Below are 17,033 nucleotides of genomic sequence, written 5' to 3' on the forward strand. Positions count from 1 at the left end.
TAAAATTTTAAACCACCATGTGGCTTTTGATTTTCTTTTTATTGAGCTTTGCTCTGGGAGGGGAGCTAAAGGTTCTCTATCACGATGGCAGGGTGGGCGTGGTTTCAGAGCAGGCTCTGAAAAGTCTCAAGTCTCAGCTTGTATACACAGAAAAGCCCAAGAGGCTATGGCTAAAGGATGAAATACTCAGGAGTTCCTCCATTGGCATATGGGTCAGGGGCTCAAAAAGCTACAGCCTTCCAGTGAGGGCAGGACAGACCATAGGCTTTTCCACCATAAACGCATCGGTGAGCTTTTCAGGTCCCTGCTCCCAGTCTGGCAATATCCTCAGCTGTTTTTCTGACGGAAGCCTTAACATAAGCGCCAGCTCCTCCGATGGCAGGCTTTTGCTCTGGAGTGAGACCCATCCTTTAAGCCTTCTGCCAGACTCTTACTGGCTTGGCACATCTGCGAGGCTCTCTGGCAGGACGGGGAGGGGTGTGCTGGCGGTAGTAGTGGACACGGGTATAGACCTGTGCCATCCCGAGTTTGAAGACAGGATAGTGCTTTTTTATGATGCAACCTCTGGGCTGGAGCTGGACCAGAACGCCATAAGACAGAGGCGTCAGTCTGGAGACTGCGACTACGACTTTGGGGGGCACGGCACTGCGGTTGCTGGAGTGCTGGCGGGCAAAAACGGCATTGCACCCGGGGCCAGCATAGTGGCGGTAAAAGTTGTTAGTTCTATAGGCGCCATTGACGACGCCACCGTAATGAGGGCACTTGAATACATAAAAAGCAAAAGACAACAGCTTGGTATGCCCATGGTGGTGAACATATCCCTTGGCAATACCCTTGGACCTGCCGACGGCACCTCACTCCTTGACCTTTTCATAGACCAGAACTCTGGTCCTGGAACCATCGTAGTAGCTGCCGCAGGAAACGAGGGACACCTGCCCTTAAGGGCGGTCATTCAGGAGGCTACTTTTGTGAGCGTTCCCGTCAGCCTTAGCCCTGGCATACCCTTTGAGGTCTGGTATGGAGGAAGTTCTTCTTATCGGGTGGAGCTCTGCGACAGCTCTGGAAGGTGTGCAGTCTCTCAGAGGGGCAGTCCTCCGACCCTTAACCTGTCCTGCGTCAACTCCATAACCCACCAGAGTTATCCTCTCAATGGAAAGGTCTATGTGGAGTTTGACCACAACTGCTCTGGAAGCTATACTCTCAAGCTCACACTCACCTCAGGTGGTCCCTCAAGAGTGGACCTCTTTGGAGGTTTTGAGGGCAACTCCTTTGGAGCCTACACGGTCTCTGACGGACAAGGTGGATACCTCTACACAGTTGCCCAGCCGGCTACCGCAAGGAGGGCTATAGCGGTGGGTGCCTTTACCTCAAAGGCTCTCAGTAGTGGCTCTCCAGCCTTCAACAGCCTTGGAATGCTTGCCTTTTTCTCTTCGAGGGGTCCCACCGTGGACGGAAGGACAAAGCCAGACATAAGCGCAGGGGGTTATGTGGTATATGTGCCGCAGGAAATGGGGGGTTATGCCTATGAGGCGGGCACCTCCTTCTCTACACCTGCAGTGGCGGGGCTTGTTGCCCTCATGCTGGAAGCAAACCCGAGCCTTATCCCAGAACAGGCGAAGGAGCTTCTCTGTCAGAACGCCCTGAGGGACTCAGCAGTGGGCAGTGTGCCTAACAACTTCTTTGGCTGTGGAAAGGCACAGGCGGTCATGAGCGTCTCCCCCGGTTCTGGAGGTCAGACACCACCCTCTGGTGGCACTCTCACAACTTCTGGCGGGGGTGGGGGTTGCAGCACTGGCTCTGCTCAGTATCTGTGGGTGTATGGCTTTGTTGCCCTACTGCTTGTCCTCAGAAGGTTCAAGGGCAAGCCTGACCGCATGGAGGGCGCTTGAGAAAGAGGTACCCACAAAGAGCCTTTCCATACCACCCACTCCCAGAGCCTTTACCCTGTAGGGCTCTCTGGGAAAGTTTTCACACAGCCCTCTTGGAAAGCAAGGGTCTCCTGCCACCTTTACAACTGCCGGATGCCTTGCGGGAAAGGGTAGAACCCTTGATGGCTCGTTGCCTACGGGCGCAACCACCCTGAAGCCAGCCCTTGATATTCCAGAAATTATCAGTCCTGCCAGCCTGTCCTCCCCATACATGCCAAAGGGCGTGTTTATCACCCTCACTCCCTCTCTGAAGCACTCCACCAGAGCCTTCGCAAAGGCAAAGGAGGTGCACCTGCCCTCAGAGCAGACCCTGTGGAGGTAAACACCCGCTCCCCCTGAACCTATGAGGTAGGCGCTGGCAGTGCCGTGGTCTTCTGGAGCGTATGGACTTCTCAGATGGTTTTCAACCCTCAGTAAAAATCCACCCACTGCCTTCTGGTCTGCGCCCGTATCCAGAAGGCATACGCCAGCCTTCAGCCCGCCCTCTCTTCCCTCACCAGACCTTACTTGGGCTGTGGCTTCGCCAAAGAGCTCGTATATAAAGTTTGGCTGAACAAAGAGCACACTATCCTTCAGGCTCTCCTCCAGCTCCCTCTGGCTCTTCTCCCACCGCACAAGGGAGAAGTTTATATCTTCAAAAATTCCCCTTTCTATCACCTCAAGCCCCTCCAGAAGCCCTCTGTGAACCACTATAAACTCAAAGGGAACAAAGGCTGGCATTTTCTGGTCTTTCCCACCCTTACCTTCAGCGGGCTTTGCAGGCACAGCCTTTGAGAAGATAAGGCTCAGAATCAGACCGCCCACCACTGAACCCACTACCAAACCTAGCCCCGCACCACCACCGCTGGAGGATTGTGGTGTCTGGATAGGTTGTGGCGTTTGCTCCCTTGGTTGACCTGGTATGGGAACTACAATTGTCTGAGAGAGTGCCAGGTTTATGCTCATGAAGAAGGCTAATAGCCGTATCATGCACAAATTATAACTTGAACTGCGTTAAAATATTCAGAGCGTGAAACTCCATGACCGTCTCAGAACTTGGGAACAGGAATATTCTAATCAATGCACTTTTTATACATAAAAAACCCACTGGTCTTGGAATTTACACAGATGAAGTGGTTAAATCCCTTCTTAATCTGAACAGGGAACTGGCATTTCTGCTACCAGAATCACATTCTCGTAATTACCAAGGAAATTTCTCTGCAAGGTTCTTCGGGGTGTCTGACATTGTGATGCCGGGAAGAAGTTTATTGAACAGCATTGCGAGAATAGCCTGGTTACAGTTAAGACTTCCTTTCATTCTGAAAAAAAACAGCGTGGGAGTTTTCTATTCAACAGTTCCAGAGGGTATGATATACACATTAAGTGGCGTAAGGCAGATTATAACAATTCATGACTTTCTTCCTCTAATATTCTGGGGTGAATATCCAAGAATGAGATATTATTTCAAGTACGTGTTACCACTCGTAATAAAGAGCTCATCGTGTATAGTCTGCGTTTCTGAAAGCACAAGAAAGGACTTGTATAAATATTTTCCATCAAACTCTCAAAGGGTGGAGACCATTTATCCGGGTGTGGATACAGATACCTTCAAAAGGCTGTCCTACGAAGAGGTGTATCAGGAGAAGCTTGTCTATGGGGATTATGTTCTCTTTGTGAGTGCGGTCAGAAGATACAAAAACCTTCATAGACTGGTGAGGGCTTTTGGAAAACTTAACCATGGTCATGTAAAGCTTTTGGTTGTGGGAGAAAGGTCCGGCGAATACTATGAAGAAGTCTACAGGGAAGTGAGGCAGATGGGGCTTGAGAAGAGGGTATACTTTCTGGATTACGTAGACAGGCAAAAGCTTGTCAAGCTATATAATGGAGCAATAGCACTCATATTCCCCTCTCTGTATGAAGGTTTTGGTCTTCCGCTCCTTGAAGCCATGGCCTGTGGCTGTCCAGTGGTTGCTTCAGACAGGGCTTCCATACCTGAAGTATGTGGTGATGCGGCTGTTTATTTTGACCCAGAAGATGTGGAAGATATGGCCACAAAGATATCAACAGTAATCAGGAACGAGAGCTTGAGGCTCAGTATGAGTATGAAAGGACTGGAAAGAGCAAGATTCTTTACGTGGAAGAATACTGCCAGAAAGACGATGGACTTGCTTGATTCCATGTTAGAATAAAAGTATCATGGATCTGTCTCTCTGCTTCCAGCAGGCATCTGAAGTTTATGACATTCCCAAGAAGTTGATGGTGGTCATAGCTTATGTGGAGAGTGGTCTGAACCCGAAGGCATATAACAGAAACAAAAATGGAACTTACGACATAGGAATAATGCAGGTTAACTCATCCAATATCCCCTTGCTAATGAGAAAAGGCATTATAGGAGGAGAACAGGACCTGTGGCATCCCTGTAAAAACATAATGGCAGGTGGATACATCTTGCGAGAGTGTATTCTAAAAAACGGAGTAAGCTGGAAGGCTGTAGACTGTTACAACAAGGGGAAAAATGCCAGAGAGACCAGCAAGTATGTCTGGAAAGTATACAGGACCCTCGAAATGGTAAACCTTTACGCTTCAGGGAGAAACTCTGAGGTTACAGGAAACGAGTTTTAGATTTACCAGTAGGGTTACGGGGTTATTTGGGTCTTCAACCTTTATCTCAAGTGATTCTACAAGAACGTTGCCTGACTTTTCCATCTTTTCAAGAAAAAGCAAAAAAGGTTTTATATCCACTATCCTTCCACTTATATTCATAGTGAAAATATCCACATCGCCATAAGTTTCTGTTGCAGGTTCCTGTAAGTTTAGATTCATGTTTTGAGTTTCCGAAGATACCATCTGGAAAAACTTTGATTTTGCCTCTTCCGAATTTTTTTCCCTAAAACATATCCTCGTAGCTTCTTCAGTTCTTTCCCGTAGTGCCTTCAACTCCTCCTTTAACCTTGGGATTTCTTCTACACGTTCTCTGTATCTCCTGAGAAGTTCCTTTTTTTCTTTGTGCTCTTCTTTGAGCTTGTTTATGTGCTCCATGTATGGTCTGTAGCCAAGGGCTATTATAAGAAAGATTATGATTAATGGACCAGGCAAGATAAGCGCCTGTCTCCTGTATTTTGCAAGTCTCCTCAGATTTTCTCCGATTGGCTTCATTCTTCTCTTATAAGCTCTCTCAGTTTTCTGGTCTTTTCAAGAAATTCTCCCTTGTAGGTTGTATTTTCCGCAGGTGTGTTTATCACATTTGCCTTTATTAACACTATTAGCTCCGTGTTGGATGTGCTTTCCTTTTGATTTCTGAAAAGAATGCCCAGTCCCGGTATATCAGATAGAAGAGGGACACCGCTCGTGTCCTTTGTTGTCCTGCTCTGTATTATTCCCCCGAGCAGGGCCACCTGATTACCATCGGTTATAAGTGTAGTGGAAGAAGACCTCTTGGTAATTATGGGAGACTGAAGCTGAGGAGTTATGGTGTTGGAAACTGCATCGCTTACCTCCTGATATATCCTGAGTGTCACCCTGTTATCAGTGCTTATGGTGGGGACCACCCTGAGGATTATGCCGGTGTTTCTGTATTGAACCTGATTCTGAACGCTTGGAAGACCTCCTGTGCTTACAGCCAGCTGTTGACTGAGGATAGGCACTTCTGCACCAACCTGTATGGTGGCTTCTTCGTTGTCCCTGACTATAATATGCGGTGCTGAAAGCACCCTTACAGAAGTTTTTGTTGATAGAAAATTAAGTATTGCCCTTAAATCTCCAGCGTTGTTAAAAATGGCTACATTCAAACCCTGCAGGTTCTGGGCATTTGGAATGAGCCCAAAGGATGTGGATATGTTGAACATCTTGCTGTCTATAAAGCCTTTTATAAGACCTTCAAAGCCAAGCTGAAGGGAATCACCTAGAGATACCTCAGCCACAACCATCTCAATGAGCACCTGCCTGGGGACCCTGTCAAGCTCCGAAAGAAGGGCCTTGATAACCTGATGTTGTAGAGGCGTAGCCCTTACTATAAGTGAGTTGCTCTTTGGGTCTGCTATTATGTTGCCAAAGGTTGTCAGCTTTTCCTCTTTTCTCTCTTCCCTTATGGTTGTAGGTTCAGCGGGTCGTTGAAGCTGCTGAGCGGGTTGCTGAGCTGGCTGCTGTTCCTGAGCCTGTCTCTGAGGTGTTCTTGCTCTTGTCTCGGCAGGAGTTTCCACTCTTTCTGGCTGTGCCTGCTGTTGAGTTCTTTGCTCACTCGCAACTTTCTCTGTAGTTGTTGTTATGGTGAGGGTTTCCTGAAGAAGAGCCAGACTGGATATTATCTCAGCAACTGTCTTTGCCTCCACAAAGTTGAGCCTGTATATGGCAACCTCCTGTCTTTCTCTCTTTGAGTATTCTTCTATTATCCTGACCCAACCCTTTATCTCCTCAAAGAGGTTCTTGTCGGAGGACACTACCACAAGAAGTCCCTCCCTCCTCAGGGCCTCCACCACCTGTGGTGTGTCCGCCTTTCCAAGGAGCCTAAGTATCTTCTCAAGGCTTTCCTTAACCTGCTCCGGCGGAAGGGCTGTTCTTATGAAAGCTATATTCGTGGAGCTATAGAGAGAGCTGTCCACGCCCTGAATAAGACCTCTTATTCTTGCTATCCTGGCCCCTTCATCTATGACTACAATCGCCTGTCCGCTTACAAAGGACTTACCTATAGGAGAAAGAAGCCCCTTTATGGCTTCGTTGAGTGTCTGTGGGGCTATGTAGGTAGGTCTGTAGACCAGAAAGCCGAGCCCCTGAGCTGTAGTAGCCTTCTGAGGAACCACCCTAAGAACTCTGTCTTCTTTTAACACCCCATAGCCAGCCATCTCTAAAAGGCTCTTTACATACTCATAGGCTTCTTCTTTTGATATCTTGTCTGCATGAATGGTAACCCTTTGAGTAAGCTCTGCAGGTGCCACGTAGGAAAGCCCAAGTATCTTGTAGAAGACCTCATTCAGAAGCTCCTGAAGGCTTATGTCCTCAAAGTGGAGGGAGATTTTTCCACCCTTCTGGATTTCTTTTTCTTCAGCAGCCTCTCTCGCAGGCTTTTCATAAACCACTGGATTGACCTTTTCCTCTCTCTCTGACTTTAATTCGCTGATGGATGTTTGAGGCACTTCCTCCTGTTTCTGGATTTTTTCAGTTTTTATGGTGTAATGCTCCTGAACTACCTGACCGCATGAAAAGACCATTATGGCTACTGTGCAAAAAATGGCTATACTTTTCATGTTTCTCCATAAGAATTATAACACAAAAAGGCCTCTTGAACACTTCTATTTCATTGACATGGATAGAGACATTCTCCAGTTTTTCTGTAATGCAATAAGGTTCTCAATGTGTACTCCACATCCCTTTTTATGCTTTCTTCAGAGTTGTATGCATTATGCGGTGTTATTATCACGTTGGGGAATTTTGCTATATCATTGATTATCTGAATTTTGGAGGGGCTATCGCTTGACTTCCCTCTTATAAAATAACTCTCGCCCTCAAAACAATCCAGAGCACAGCCTGCTATTATGCCATTTCTTAGTCCTTCATAGATAGCCTCAAGTTCTATGAGCCCTCCTCTTGCAGTGTTAACTATGTATACACCAGGTTTTACAATTCTCAGAGAACCTCTGTTGAAGATATAGCGGGTTTTTTCAGACAGGGACAGGTGAAAGGTCAATACATCCGCTGACCTGTATAGCTCTTCAAGGTCAACATACCTTATTCCGAGCCCTTCAAGCTCCTCTTTCCTTCTGAAACTCCAGTAGAAGACCTTAGCACCAAGGCATTTTAAAAGCTTTGCTACTGTTGTGCCCACCAGGCCAGTGCCCACAACCCCCACAATCTTACCATGGAGGTCTGCGCCAGTTTCCCTTTCAAACCTTCCCTTCTGCACTTTCAGTATAGTACTTTTCAGCTTTCTCAACAGTGAAAAAATAAGAGATATGGTGTATTCAGCGGTTGATATGGTGCTGTAACCTCTTATGGAGCATACCTTTATACCCTTATTATTACAATATTCTAAATTTATGTGTTCACAGCCGGTTGATCTCGTAACTATGAGCTGAAGACGCTTAAAGTTGTCAATAATATACTTATCAATGGTTGTGTTTACAGAAGAGAAAACTATGACGTCTATAGCATCCTTCCATTCAAGATTTATAATCTCTCGGTTATCAAGAGACAGTTTGGTGCCATACACGTAAAATCCTTCTGTCTCAAGGTTTTTTAATATCTCTAAATCTTCCCCGTAAATATTTAGCCATAAGACATTTAGACCGCCCTTCTGCTCATCCTTCGGCATTTTTGAATATCAGTTCTCTAACGGCTTTCTTTATAGATGTGACAAAGGGTGCCTGGTAAGAGTATTTTGGATCCGTTCCCGAATATGCCTGGTATTTAAAACAGGGTGAAGCTTCAAACAAAACTATACTACCGTCCTGTAAAATGCCAAAATCTACGATAAATACGTCTAATTTTATTCTCTTGTAAATTTCTACAAGAGGTTTATACTCCTTTCCATCAAAACACTCTAACCATTTCCTTTCCTCATGCCTATACTTTTCGTACTTATCCATAACTCTTTCTCTATCCCTGCCGTGAATATTCCAATAATCAGAGACTATCATTGTCCTCGGGTATAGTTTGCCATCAATAATGAATACTCTATATTTCCTGTATAGACCGTCCTTGGACTTATAGTCTACAAACTTTACGAGGTAATATTCCTCTCCTCTGAAAGGATACCTCTCAAGCAAACTTACATCTTTGTAACTCTTCACAAGGACCGCTTCGTGATATGTGTGTACCCCAACCTCCCTGAAAATAAATGGATACATTGCCTCTTTATCCGCAATCTCCTTTATGAATTTTAAGGAATCTGGTTTTATTCTCAAAACTTTAGGAACTATTAAACCATCAATACCCTTAAGAATTTCGTAGACTGTGTCCCGTGACAGTTTCATAACATACTGAGGATGATTTATTATAGGTTTATTAACATTATTTTTCAAAAGTTCTATAGCAGACTTTAAAGCGTTCTTACATATGTCCGGCTCACATATAGCGTTAAAAATTACATTAAACGGTCTAAAATCTACATATATATTCTCAATATCTAGATCGGTATTTACTAAAAATGGTAGAACAAGAGGGGTTATTTCGAGTCCTTCAATATCTATCCTGTCTACTGCCTCGGAAACACCGTCAAAATCAAATTCCAATCTGCCAGGTTTGTAGTAGGACACAGTCAGCTTCCTGTCATCTCTTATACACATGATTTTTAAAACTTTTATCATGAACTATTAATTGTATCATACTCGTATAATCGATGAACTAAGTCTTGTATGATATAAATCATGCACCTCTTCCTATGCTAAGTTCTATAATCGTATAATGTGCCATGGAAAGAGTATATTACCTTACCGATAGGTTCATGGGCTGGTTAGCGGGTAGAGATAGAGTTCTGTATGAGAAGCTAATTAAACAGGCTGAAGTTGCAAAGGCTGAAAGGTATGGTGATTCCCTAAGCTTTGAAAGAGGAATTGCTCTAAGGTTTAGGAATGAAGATGATAGCCAGACATTTGGAGCCATACTGCAAGAAGCAACCCTTCTGTGGGTTAATCAGGAAAACAACTTTGGCTTTCCAGAAATACCTAAGAAAGCCACTTCAGGAGAATATATTTTCCTTTCTGATAATTTTTTAAGATGGTTACAGTTAAACAAACCGGAGGTAATCAAAGAGATTGAATCGCATATAGAGGACATGGGCATAGATAAGGTAAATTTTGGAATAAAAAGTTCTCCTCTGGACACTGGCTACTATCTTTTATTTTCCAAAAATGAAGATAGAGAATTAATCGGAGCTATACTGCACAGAGCTGTATTAGACGCACTTACATACATAAAAGAAACACGTAACACAATTAATTTTAACGTTTAAAAAGTTGAACGAATATGCGAGGCTATACTTTAATTGAAATCTTAGTCGCCTTTTCTATAGCCATTATTGCTATACCCGTTATTTATCAAACCCTTTCAACCCTCAGTTCAAGACTCTACTATCTTGATAAAATTTCCCGTGAGATAGATTATCTTCAGAGATACAACAACTCAGTAGTAGGAGAATTGACAAACCAGAGTAGCATTATCAGAAGCTTCTACTTTGAACTTGAAAGCATAAAGGGGGAATGTGAAGAAAAAGGCTCAGAAGAGAGATATATATCATGTCCATACAAGGACTTTTCGCCCCTTAATCCTTATCTCGATACACCAGTTGACGGTGTAAGAGTCATAGTTTTTAGCAGTGGTTTTTATTTCTTAATACCAAAATGAAGCACAAAAAAAGTGGGTTTGTCACGATTTATGTCTTATGGATGATGAGTGCAATGTTTGTTATTCTATTCGTTGCATCTGCTTCAGTTCAGAACATTTATCTTGGAGAGAGTAGAGACAGGGATAAATTGGCTTTCACTTTTGAATCACAGGCAGTTGCACGCATTGCACTCTGGAAATTGTTGAACAGCTATCCACCTACCTACGCAGGAATACTCACTCTACCATATGAGATGGAGCTAAAGGTAATGAATAGAGTTTACAATGTTAGAATTGAAGCAGAGGATTCGAAAGTGCCGGTAAATCGTCTTAATCTCAATGAACTTATGAACCTCACAGATATTTTTCTTGGTGATAGGAATAAAGGTAGGCTAATTTTCACTTATTTGCAGCTGAACGGACGCATGAATTCAGTCAATGAGCTATACAACATAATAGGAAGCAATGGATTTGGTAAGCTCAAAGACCATGTAACTGCATACTCACCACGATTAAATCTCAATTATGCAGATGAAAAATCCATAAGAGTTATCGGATTGGGGAGAGGTGACATAGAAGCTATAATTTCTCGAAGAAAAGATGGTGTGGTAAACATAATGGATATAACCAATACATTTAATGAGACAATTCTCTTAAAATATGCAACGTCAACACCTAGACCTGCATATTACAGAATAAAAGTCAGGATGGCAAAGCCCTTTTATTCCGAGGCTGAATATATTCTTTCTCCAGACATGCAGATTCTTGATAGACTATGAAGGCACAGAAAAAATACGGATTTACCCTCATTGAACTTCTCGTCTCTGTGCTCATAGCCATGTTCCTGTTAACCATGCTTTATGCAACCTTTGGGAGTCTAACGAGTTTTCAGAGCAGGTGGCTATCCTTAAGGAGAACATACGAAGTGAATGGTTTTTTTACAAAAATACAGGAGCAGATGCTTTTCTGTAGAAACTTCAGATTAGTGGAAAACAGAAGTGGCAAAACTCTTGAATACTACACCACGGCGGGTTACACTTCGCCGTATGTAAAGGTAAAAGTAGTTATAAGTTCAGAAGGTATTGTGTACGAGGAAATAAATCCTGTCAATATGCAGACCCTTTATGAGAAAAGGCTTGATATGAGGGTAGAGAGGATAGAGGCTAATAAAAACTATATAGAGATATACGTGAAAGGGCAAAAATTCATTCTGATAGTAAGGGAGGCAAGTAGCCCTCCCTTCCTGTTCTGAAAATTACCACCTTATGAAGAAATCTCCCACAGGGGCTTCCACTGCATAGTACCAGGAGCCATTTATGTAAAGCCATATGTGGGTAAACTTGTATTTCCTCTCACCTGCCTGTTGTATAGGTTTACCCATTATTTGCTCAGGTAGCTGGACCGTCATCTCACCCTTAGCTACTGCTAACGGTGTATTTTCTATGAGTTTAACACTATCGTATTTGAATTCCTTAACCTTTAGATTTAACTGTCTATTCATCTCCTTCTGCCTTTCTAAGGATACAAAAGTTTTGTATCTTGGGTCAAAGTACTTATATATGCACTCTACGTCGTCCTTTATCTGACACCTTGAAAAGTTTTCAGTAGCTTCCTTTAATGTCTTTTCCATGTCTCTAGATCTGGGTAAGCTGTGGTTTTTGCTTATTTTACTCCCAAGAACGTCCACTACCTTCATATTCCATCTGTTTTTGTCTCTGTCAAAGTTCTGGAAGAATATTCTGTAGAGGTCTTCCTTTATATGGACTATTTTGGGAACGCCCAAATTTTCTGAAGGTTTATTGATTAATCCGTTTTTATAAACCTTTCCATCCTTTGTTATATACGCTACCATGAGACTGGGGAATATGTATCTGTTGTCGGAGTAAACCAAAAAAGTCGCCCCATCAGTTGAGTAAACAGACTGGACCTGTTGAGTGAAAAAGTATTCGGGAACATCATCTGTGAGGGGCACACCTTTTCCTTTCTCACTCAGGAATATGTTGGCTCTGGAGCTCACTGGAAAGCCTTCCAGCTTTATGGGTTCCGTCTGGCTTCTGTGGAAAAGAGATCCGTAGCCATCTTTGAAGGCAAATGGATAGTAATTTGTTCCGTAATAGTACTTCTTTACCTCTTCTGGACTGTAGGAGGCGAGCTTTCGCAGTTTGTCGGGTCCTTCAATTTTAAATACCTCTATGTTACCTCCCACAGCCGGGTCATACCAGCCTGTAACAATATAGGAATTTTTAGGAAAGCTGTATAGATGATATATTGTCCTGTTATCACGTTCCAAGAGTGTCCTGTCTTCCCTTCTGTCTACAAGATAGGATTTGATAAAATCCTTACCACCAGACATGGCATAGATGATGTAAAAACCAGCCCCCTCCGCATAAGCTGGCATGAACTTTTCGTATAGTGTTTGCCCTTGGAAATGTATAAACTCTTCCTTTTCAGGGACTTTTTCCCCGTAGTTTTCAAGAACCAGGTAGGCGATGGAGTATCCCACGAGATGTTCATCATACCAGGCAAGAAGCAGTCTCCCTTTTCCATCTGTTGCCATGTGGGCGGGGCTGAGAGCCTGCTTTGTGGTAGAGAAGTATCTGGTCAGTATCTTTCCATCCTTGAGGTCGTATCTTGTAAACACAACCTGCTTATCGTTGGCTTCCTTTATCCAGTAAGACACATACAGATACTTCCCATCGTAAAGGTAGGAGAGCCTGCCATAGATTGCTCTTGGATGCTCTTTTACCACATCCTCGTTTATTACCACGTCCCTGCCATCCACCCAGAGGTGTATCCTGCCGGTAGGGTCGTAATAGAGAAAGGCAATTCTGTCTTCTGAATTCATTTCTCTAATGGGTTCATACTGGGAATCATCAAACCTTATGGGGATTTCTATGGTCCTTATCTCTTTCTCCGACTTGATAAAAGACTGAGCCTTTCTTTCACAGGAAAGGAAGCCGAGACCAATCAAAACCACAGAGAAAAATAAAAACAACCGTGACATCTTTTCTCCTTCACCTTTTGTTGAAGAGGCGGGCAGAGCCCGCCACGGGATAGATTATCTGATATAGATGAGCTGATGGAGAGGTGTTATGGCAAAGCCGTAGGCGGGGTTTACTTCCACTTTGAAGGCTATGATGCCGTCTCCAAGCTCAGCAGCCCTGTTTTCTTGGGGCAGGGTGTTGCACGCTGCAGGAGTGCCGGCAGGATCTTGACAGTATGCCACTGGCCTGAGGTTAAACCATGCACCATGTCTCCTTATGACGGGGTCAAGTGGAACAAGACCGGGTGTTCCCTCTTCGGAGGCAGCCCTTATCTCTGCTGCACACCTGAAGTCTATGGTTCTCACAGCAGACAGCCTCTGCTCGTCACGCAGGTAGTAACCCTGTATTGGGTTGCCGGGTATGAAGTCGTTGTTTCTTCCCTCTGTTATTGCGGTGAGCCTTATGGCAGCGGCGTAGTTTACACTGCTGAAGTTGACCGTGGAGCCGGGCTGATTGTTATTACTACCGGGATTAAAGCGGTCTCGATTGACGGCTATGGCGTAGACGAATGTGTCGGCAACGTCAGTAGGAAGGAAAGCAAAGTATCCAACGTTAGGAGCGGAATCGGTGTTGGCATATCTGTGATCCACAGGTTCCGTAGTGCCAACAGTTGCCGCTATCGTGTTGTGGTTACCTCCTCCTGCTTCCCAGAGCTCTCTCACATCGCCAAAGCCTCTATGGTGCATCTCTATTGCCCTTTGGGAGTAGAGGAATCTGGATGTGAGATTAAAGACGATCGCCTCTGCGGCGAGGGTCTGGCAGTTGGCAGTGGTGCCTTCAGTAGCATCGCAGTCTTCCACTGTTATGGGCTGTGTAGAAGCCACGTTTTCAAGGACTGCAAAGCCCTGCATGGGTATGCCAGGGTCGTATCCACCGCCCACAGTTCCTATGAGACCGCCCTCAAATATGGGTGGCTTTGGAACGGGGGATACGGTGGCATCCACTATGAAGGTGGTGAGGTCGTTTGTGGAGGATGGAACAAGCAGGTTCCTCTCAGAGCAGGCAGTCATGGCTGGTGCCAGGCTGGACTTGAACTGATAGGTTATGTGGACGCCGGGTGCACCCAGGACGTTAGGAAGACTGGGTGTAGTTGTTATGTAGGACAGAACGGTTACCCACCCACCTCCAGACTTAATGGCGGGTATCATCACCGCAGATGCCTTTGCCTGCTGGCTGGCACCAAAGAGTGCCATTGCTGTCAGAGCTGAGGCTGCGATAGCCTTCTTCTTCATGGTTCTACCCTCCTTAAAGGTTTTAGTTGCTTACAAGTATAGCAAAAAATTTTTTGCTTGTCAAGGGTTTTTTGTTTTCCCCTGACATTTCACTCAGTGGGTGTATAGGTTTTAACCAGTGGTTCACGGGTTAAAATTTTTTCATGGTATTTGCATGGTTTCTCCTGTTCTTTGTTTTTGTTCTATCCTGTGGAGGGGGTGGTGAGCCTGTCAGCCTTCAGCTCAGGCTCTCTTCTTCCTCTGAGCCCTATTACACGGGCGTATGGGTCAGGGTTTCAGGAAGGGACTTTGAGCCTGTTTTCTTGCAGAGGTCAGGAGTTTTCTACCCCGGGGACAGGGTGGTCTTTGAGCTTCAGCTCCCACCGGGCAGGGAAAGGCACATAGAGGCGGTCATACTTGACCCCAGTGGAAGGCCTGCCTTCTATGGGAGAAGGACCCTTGACCTCTTGGGTGGCGTGGTGGTTATGGATATGCAGGAGAGCTTTCTCAGGGTAAGACTGGAGGAGAGGTTTCTGGATAGTGCGGTGCCTGTGGATGGAAGGATACTTTACCTTTTTTCTGAAGACTTTTATAGCCTGAATTACTCCACAGTTTCAGAGCCCTTCTGGGTTGGCTCCTATTTAGCCTTTCAGGACTCTTCTGGCTGGCGTTTTAACTACCTGCCTGCTCCCGGGGAGTATGCCTTTGCATACTCAGGGCTTTACGAGATTCCCTTTTCTCTTCCTGAGGGAGAAAGCAGGCTGGAGCTTTATGGCTCCTATGTGGGGGAGCTGGGCAAGGAGGACAAAATCATAAAAATTAGCTCAGAGCGTCTGCTCTCTGGGGGCATACCTCTTCTGGCAGGTGTGGGCAGAAGGCTTTACCTTTATGCGGATGGCTCTTTCAAGCCCGCCTGTGAGCTGTTTGAATGCATATCTCTGAACCTTTCCATCTCAGCACCGGAGCTGGAGAACTACGGACTTTTTGTAAGACCATACGGGCTTGATATCCCCGTGCAGGAAGGGGAGAGGTTTGTTTTGTTCAGAGGCATTCCCTACTGGCTCAGGCTGGAGGGAAGTGTGAAAACTCCCTGCAGGATGGACTACAGGCTGTGGGTAAATCTTGGGGAGAACTTCTCTGGTGAGGCAAAGGTGGAGGTCAGAACGAAGAGGGTAAGGCTTGAGGGCGTCCACCCCAGCGCCCAGATAAGGGTCTATTCGGAAAACCTTCAGATGGAGGGGCGTTGCGAGAGCTCCGCAAGGGAGGGTCTTGAGGTTCCCTATGCGATGGAAGAAGACCTGTGGGTAGAAGCCAGATATCCAGACGGGCTTGTGGTAGGGGTCCTGCTCAGGGCGGGTCAGGAGGCTGTCAATCTGCCAGAAATTGACCTGAAGGTCAGTCTTGAACTTCGGAAGGATATTTTGACTTTTAGCTTTGAAAGGGTGGGTTTTGCTGGCTGGTGCTCCCTTGAGCTCTGGGAAGGAGAAAAGAGGGTCCATATTGACCGCATACCGCCATGGAGAAGTTACATAAAACTCAAAAACACGGGCTACTTCCAGAGAGAGCCAGAATACAGGCTAAGATGCCAGTGGCAAGGTGGCTATGTGGAGAGGAGTTCAGTCAAGGGCTCTGAGGTTTTTTGACTTGCTGAGAAACTCCCTTACCCTACTCTCCTCGCCCTTTAGGATGAACACGTCCCCTTCGTATGGACCTTCAATAGTGAGCTGATGGCTTCTGAGCTCATCCGAGAGTTTTTTGATGCCTACGTCCTCAACAATTTTTACTGGAATACCGGCGGAGAAGGTCTGATATTCTGTGTTTTTCAGTGGCTGATAAAAATATAATCCCAAAAGCACCAGCATGAGAAAAGCCTCAAGGACCGCAACCTTGAGGAGCCTTTTTCTTTTTTCCCTTTCCAGCCTGAGGGCGACCTTGAAGTCCATGGCTTCCGGTGGCTTCAAAGAGCCGTAGTATTCTTCAAAGGCTTTCCTTATGCTCATTTTTAAGCTCCTCCATAGCCTTCAGCAGCTTTTTCTTTGCGTTAAAGACCCTAGTCTTAACCGTGTTGACGGGCACGCCCAGCACTCTTGCTATTTCCTCGTAGGGCATGTCCTCGTAGTAGGCAAGATGGAGGACCTCCCTGTGTATGGCCGGTAGTCTGTCAAGAGCCTTTGCTATCAGTTCCACCTCCATGGGTTCTATTTCTTCTTCTACCACCGCATCCTCTTCTCTTATCTCAAGCATAAATGGGTGCCTCCTGTTTTTCCTTAGCATATTCCTTATCACGTTCCTGCAGATTCCAAAGAGCCATGTGCTTACCCTTGAGTCACCTCTGAAGTTCCTGGCTGACCTCCATATCTGATAGAAGGTCTCAGCCACAGCCTCTTCTGCGTCCTCGTAGTTCTGGAGTATTCCGTAGGCGTAGGAAAAGAGCCTTGAGTTATACATGAGTATGAGGGTCTTCAGTGCCTGCTGGTCGCCTCTTGCAATTCGGGCTATCAACTCCTCCTCTCTCATGAGAGAGATTTTACTACCTTCTACTGAGTTTGTGTATGAAG

General features: G+C 45.3%; 17 protein-coding genes. 8 read left to right on the forward strand and 9 right to left on the reverse strand.

The features are described 5' to 3' along the window. The first annotated feature begins 17 nt into the window (after nucleotides 1-17). Complete coding sequence (locus WHS43_06300; protein ID MEJ5339248.1) at nucleotides 18-1,889, forward strand: S8 family serine peptidase; 1,872 nt, start codon at nucleotides 18-20, stop codon at nucleotides 1,887-1,889. On the opposite strand, the gene WHS43_06305 is transcribed toward WHS43_06300, so the two are convergent. After that, nucleotides 1,833-2,897, reverse strand: coding sequence for a protease (locus WHS43_06305; protein MEJ5339249.1), 1,065 nt, complete (start codon nucleotides 2,895-2,897; stop codon nucleotides 1,833-1,835). The genes WHS43_06300 and WHS43_06305 overlap by 57 nt on opposite strands. A gap of 50 nt (nucleotides 2,898-2,947) precedes the next feature. On the opposite strand from WHS43_06305, the gene WHS43_06310 reads away from it, so the two are divergent. After that, the gene (locus WHS43_06310) at nucleotides 2,948-4,096 is read left to right on the forward strand and encodes a glycosyltransferase family 1 protein (GenBank protein MEJ5339250.1); all 1,149 of its coding nucleotides are present in this window, start codon (nucleotides 2,948-2,950) and stop codon (nucleotides 4,094-4,096) included. A gap of 7 nt (nucleotides 4,097-4,103) precedes the next feature. Continuing rightward, nucleotides 4,104-4,529 (forward strand): lytic transglycosylase domain-containing protein, encoded by a 426-nt coding sequence (locus WHS43_06315; GenBank protein ID MEJ5339251.1) that lies wholly within the window; start codon nucleotides 4,104-4,106, stop codon nucleotides 4,527-4,529. Here the strand turns inward: WHS43_06315 and WHS43_06320 are convergent. Genes WHS43_06320 through WHS43_06335 form a run of 4 tightly spaced genes read right to left on the reverse strand, consistent with a single transcriptional unit; the run spans nucleotide 4,491 to nucleotide 9,205 of the window. Continuing rightward, nucleotides 4,491-5,063, reverse strand: coding sequence for a hypothetical protein (locus WHS43_06320; GenBank protein ID MEJ5339252.1), 573 nt, complete (start codon nucleotides 5,061-5,063; stop codon nucleotides 4,491-4,493). The genes WHS43_06315 and WHS43_06320 overlap by 39 nt on opposite strands. Beyond that, on the reverse strand, nucleotides 5,060-7,147 hold the full coding sequence (locus tag WHS43_06325; GenBank protein ID MEJ5339253.1) for a secretin N-terminal domain-containing protein: 2,088 nt from the start codon (nucleotides 7,145-7,147) through the stop codon (nucleotides 5,060-5,062). Before WHS43_06325 ends, WHS43_06320 begins: the two co-directional genes overlap by 4 nt. A gap of 50 nt (nucleotides 7,148-7,197) precedes the next feature. After that, nucleotides 7,198-8,211, reverse strand: coding sequence for an NAD(P)-dependent oxidoreductase (locus tag WHS43_06330; protein MEJ5339254.1), 1,014 nt, complete (start codon nucleotides 8,209-8,211; stop codon nucleotides 7,198-7,200). Further along, nucleotides 8,198-9,205 carry a hypothetical protein gene (locus WHS43_06335; protein ID MEJ5339255.1) on the reverse strand — a complete coding sequence of 336 codons (1,008 nt, stop codon included), beginning with the start codon at nucleotides 9,203-9,205 and terminating at the stop codon, nucleotides 8,198-8,200. The genes WHS43_06330 and WHS43_06335 overlap by 14 nt, the downstream gene beginning before the upstream one ends. 104 nt (nucleotides 9,206-9,309) lie before the next feature. Here WHS43_06335 and WHS43_06340 point away from each other — a divergent pair, with 104 nt between their 5' ends. Genes WHS43_06340 through WHS43_06355 form a run of 4 tightly spaced genes read left to right on the forward strand, consistent with a single transcriptional unit; the run spans nucleotide 9,310 to nucleotide 11,472 of the window. Continuing rightward, on the forward strand, nucleotides 9,310-9,849 hold the full coding sequence (locus WHS43_06340) for a hypothetical protein (protein ID MEJ5339256.1): 540 nt from the start codon (nucleotides 9,310-9,312) through the stop codon (nucleotides 9,847-9,849). 14 nt (nucleotides 9,850-9,863) lie between these two features. Then, on the forward strand, nucleotides 9,864-10,241 hold the full coding sequence (locus WHS43_06345; GenBank protein ID MEJ5339257.1) for a type II secretion system protein: 378 nt from the start codon (nucleotides 9,864-9,866) through the stop codon (nucleotides 10,239-10,241). Next, nucleotides 10,238-10,999, forward strand: a complete 762-nt coding sequence (locus tag WHS43_06350; GenBank protein MEJ5339258.1) for a hypothetical protein — start codon at nucleotides 10,238-10,240, stop codon at nucleotides 10,997-10,999. The genes WHS43_06345 and WHS43_06350 overlap by 4 nt, the downstream gene beginning before the upstream one ends. Then, nucleotides 10,996-11,472 carry a prepilin-type N-terminal cleavage/methylation domain-containing protein gene (locus tag WHS43_06355; GenBank protein ID MEJ5339259.1) on the forward strand — a complete coding sequence of 159 codons (477 nt, stop codon included), beginning with the start codon at nucleotides 10,996-10,998 and terminating at the stop codon, nucleotides 11,470-11,472. Before WHS43_06350 ends, WHS43_06355 begins: the two co-directional genes overlap by 4 nt. Before the next feature lie 3 nt (nucleotides 11,473-11,475). Here the strand turns inward: WHS43_06355 and WHS43_06360 are convergent, their stop codons facing one another. Both WHS43_06360 and WHS43_06365 read right to left on the reverse strand, forming a co-directional pair. Then, on the reverse strand, nucleotides 11,476-13,224 hold the full coding sequence (locus WHS43_06360; GenBank protein ID MEJ5339260.1) for a hypothetical protein: 1,749 nt from the start codon (nucleotides 13,222-13,224) through the stop codon (nucleotides 11,476-11,478). Nucleotides 13,225-13,278: 54 nt separating this feature from the next. Beyond that, on the reverse strand, nucleotides 13,279-14,496 hold the full coding sequence (locus WHS43_06365; GenBank protein ID MEJ5339261.1) for a hypothetical protein: 1,218 nt from the start codon (nucleotides 14,494-14,496) through the stop codon (nucleotides 13,279-13,281). 143 nt (nucleotides 14,497-14,639) lie between these two features. Between WHS43_06365 and WHS43_06370 the strand changes: the two genes are divergently transcribed. Continuing rightward, nucleotides 14,640-16,118, forward strand: a complete 1,479-nt coding sequence (locus WHS43_06370; protein ID MEJ5339262.1) for a hypothetical protein — start codon at nucleotides 14,640-14,642, stop codon at nucleotides 16,116-16,118. Here WHS43_06370 and WHS43_06375 read toward each other — a convergent pair. Further along, nucleotides 16,092-16,475: a hypothetical protein gene (locus WHS43_06375; protein MEJ5339263.1), complete on the reverse strand. Its 384-nt coding sequence runs from the start codon at nucleotides 16,473-16,475 to the stop codon at nucleotides 16,092-16,094. The two genes, WHS43_06370 and WHS43_06375, sit on opposite strands and share 27 nt — an antisense overlap. Further along, nucleotides 16,453-16,992 (reverse strand): RNA polymerase sigma factor, encoded by a 540-nt coding sequence (locus WHS43_06380; GenBank protein MEJ5339264.1) that lies wholly within the window; start codon nucleotides 16,990-16,992, stop codon nucleotides 16,453-16,455. Before WHS43_06380 ends, WHS43_06375 begins: the two co-directional genes overlap by 23 nt. Nucleotides 16,993-17,033 lie beyond the last annotated feature (41 nt).

Source organism: Aquificaceae bacterium (assembly GCA_037481935.1).
GTDB lineage: Bacteria > Aquificota > Aquificia > Aquificales > Aquificaceae > Pampinifervens.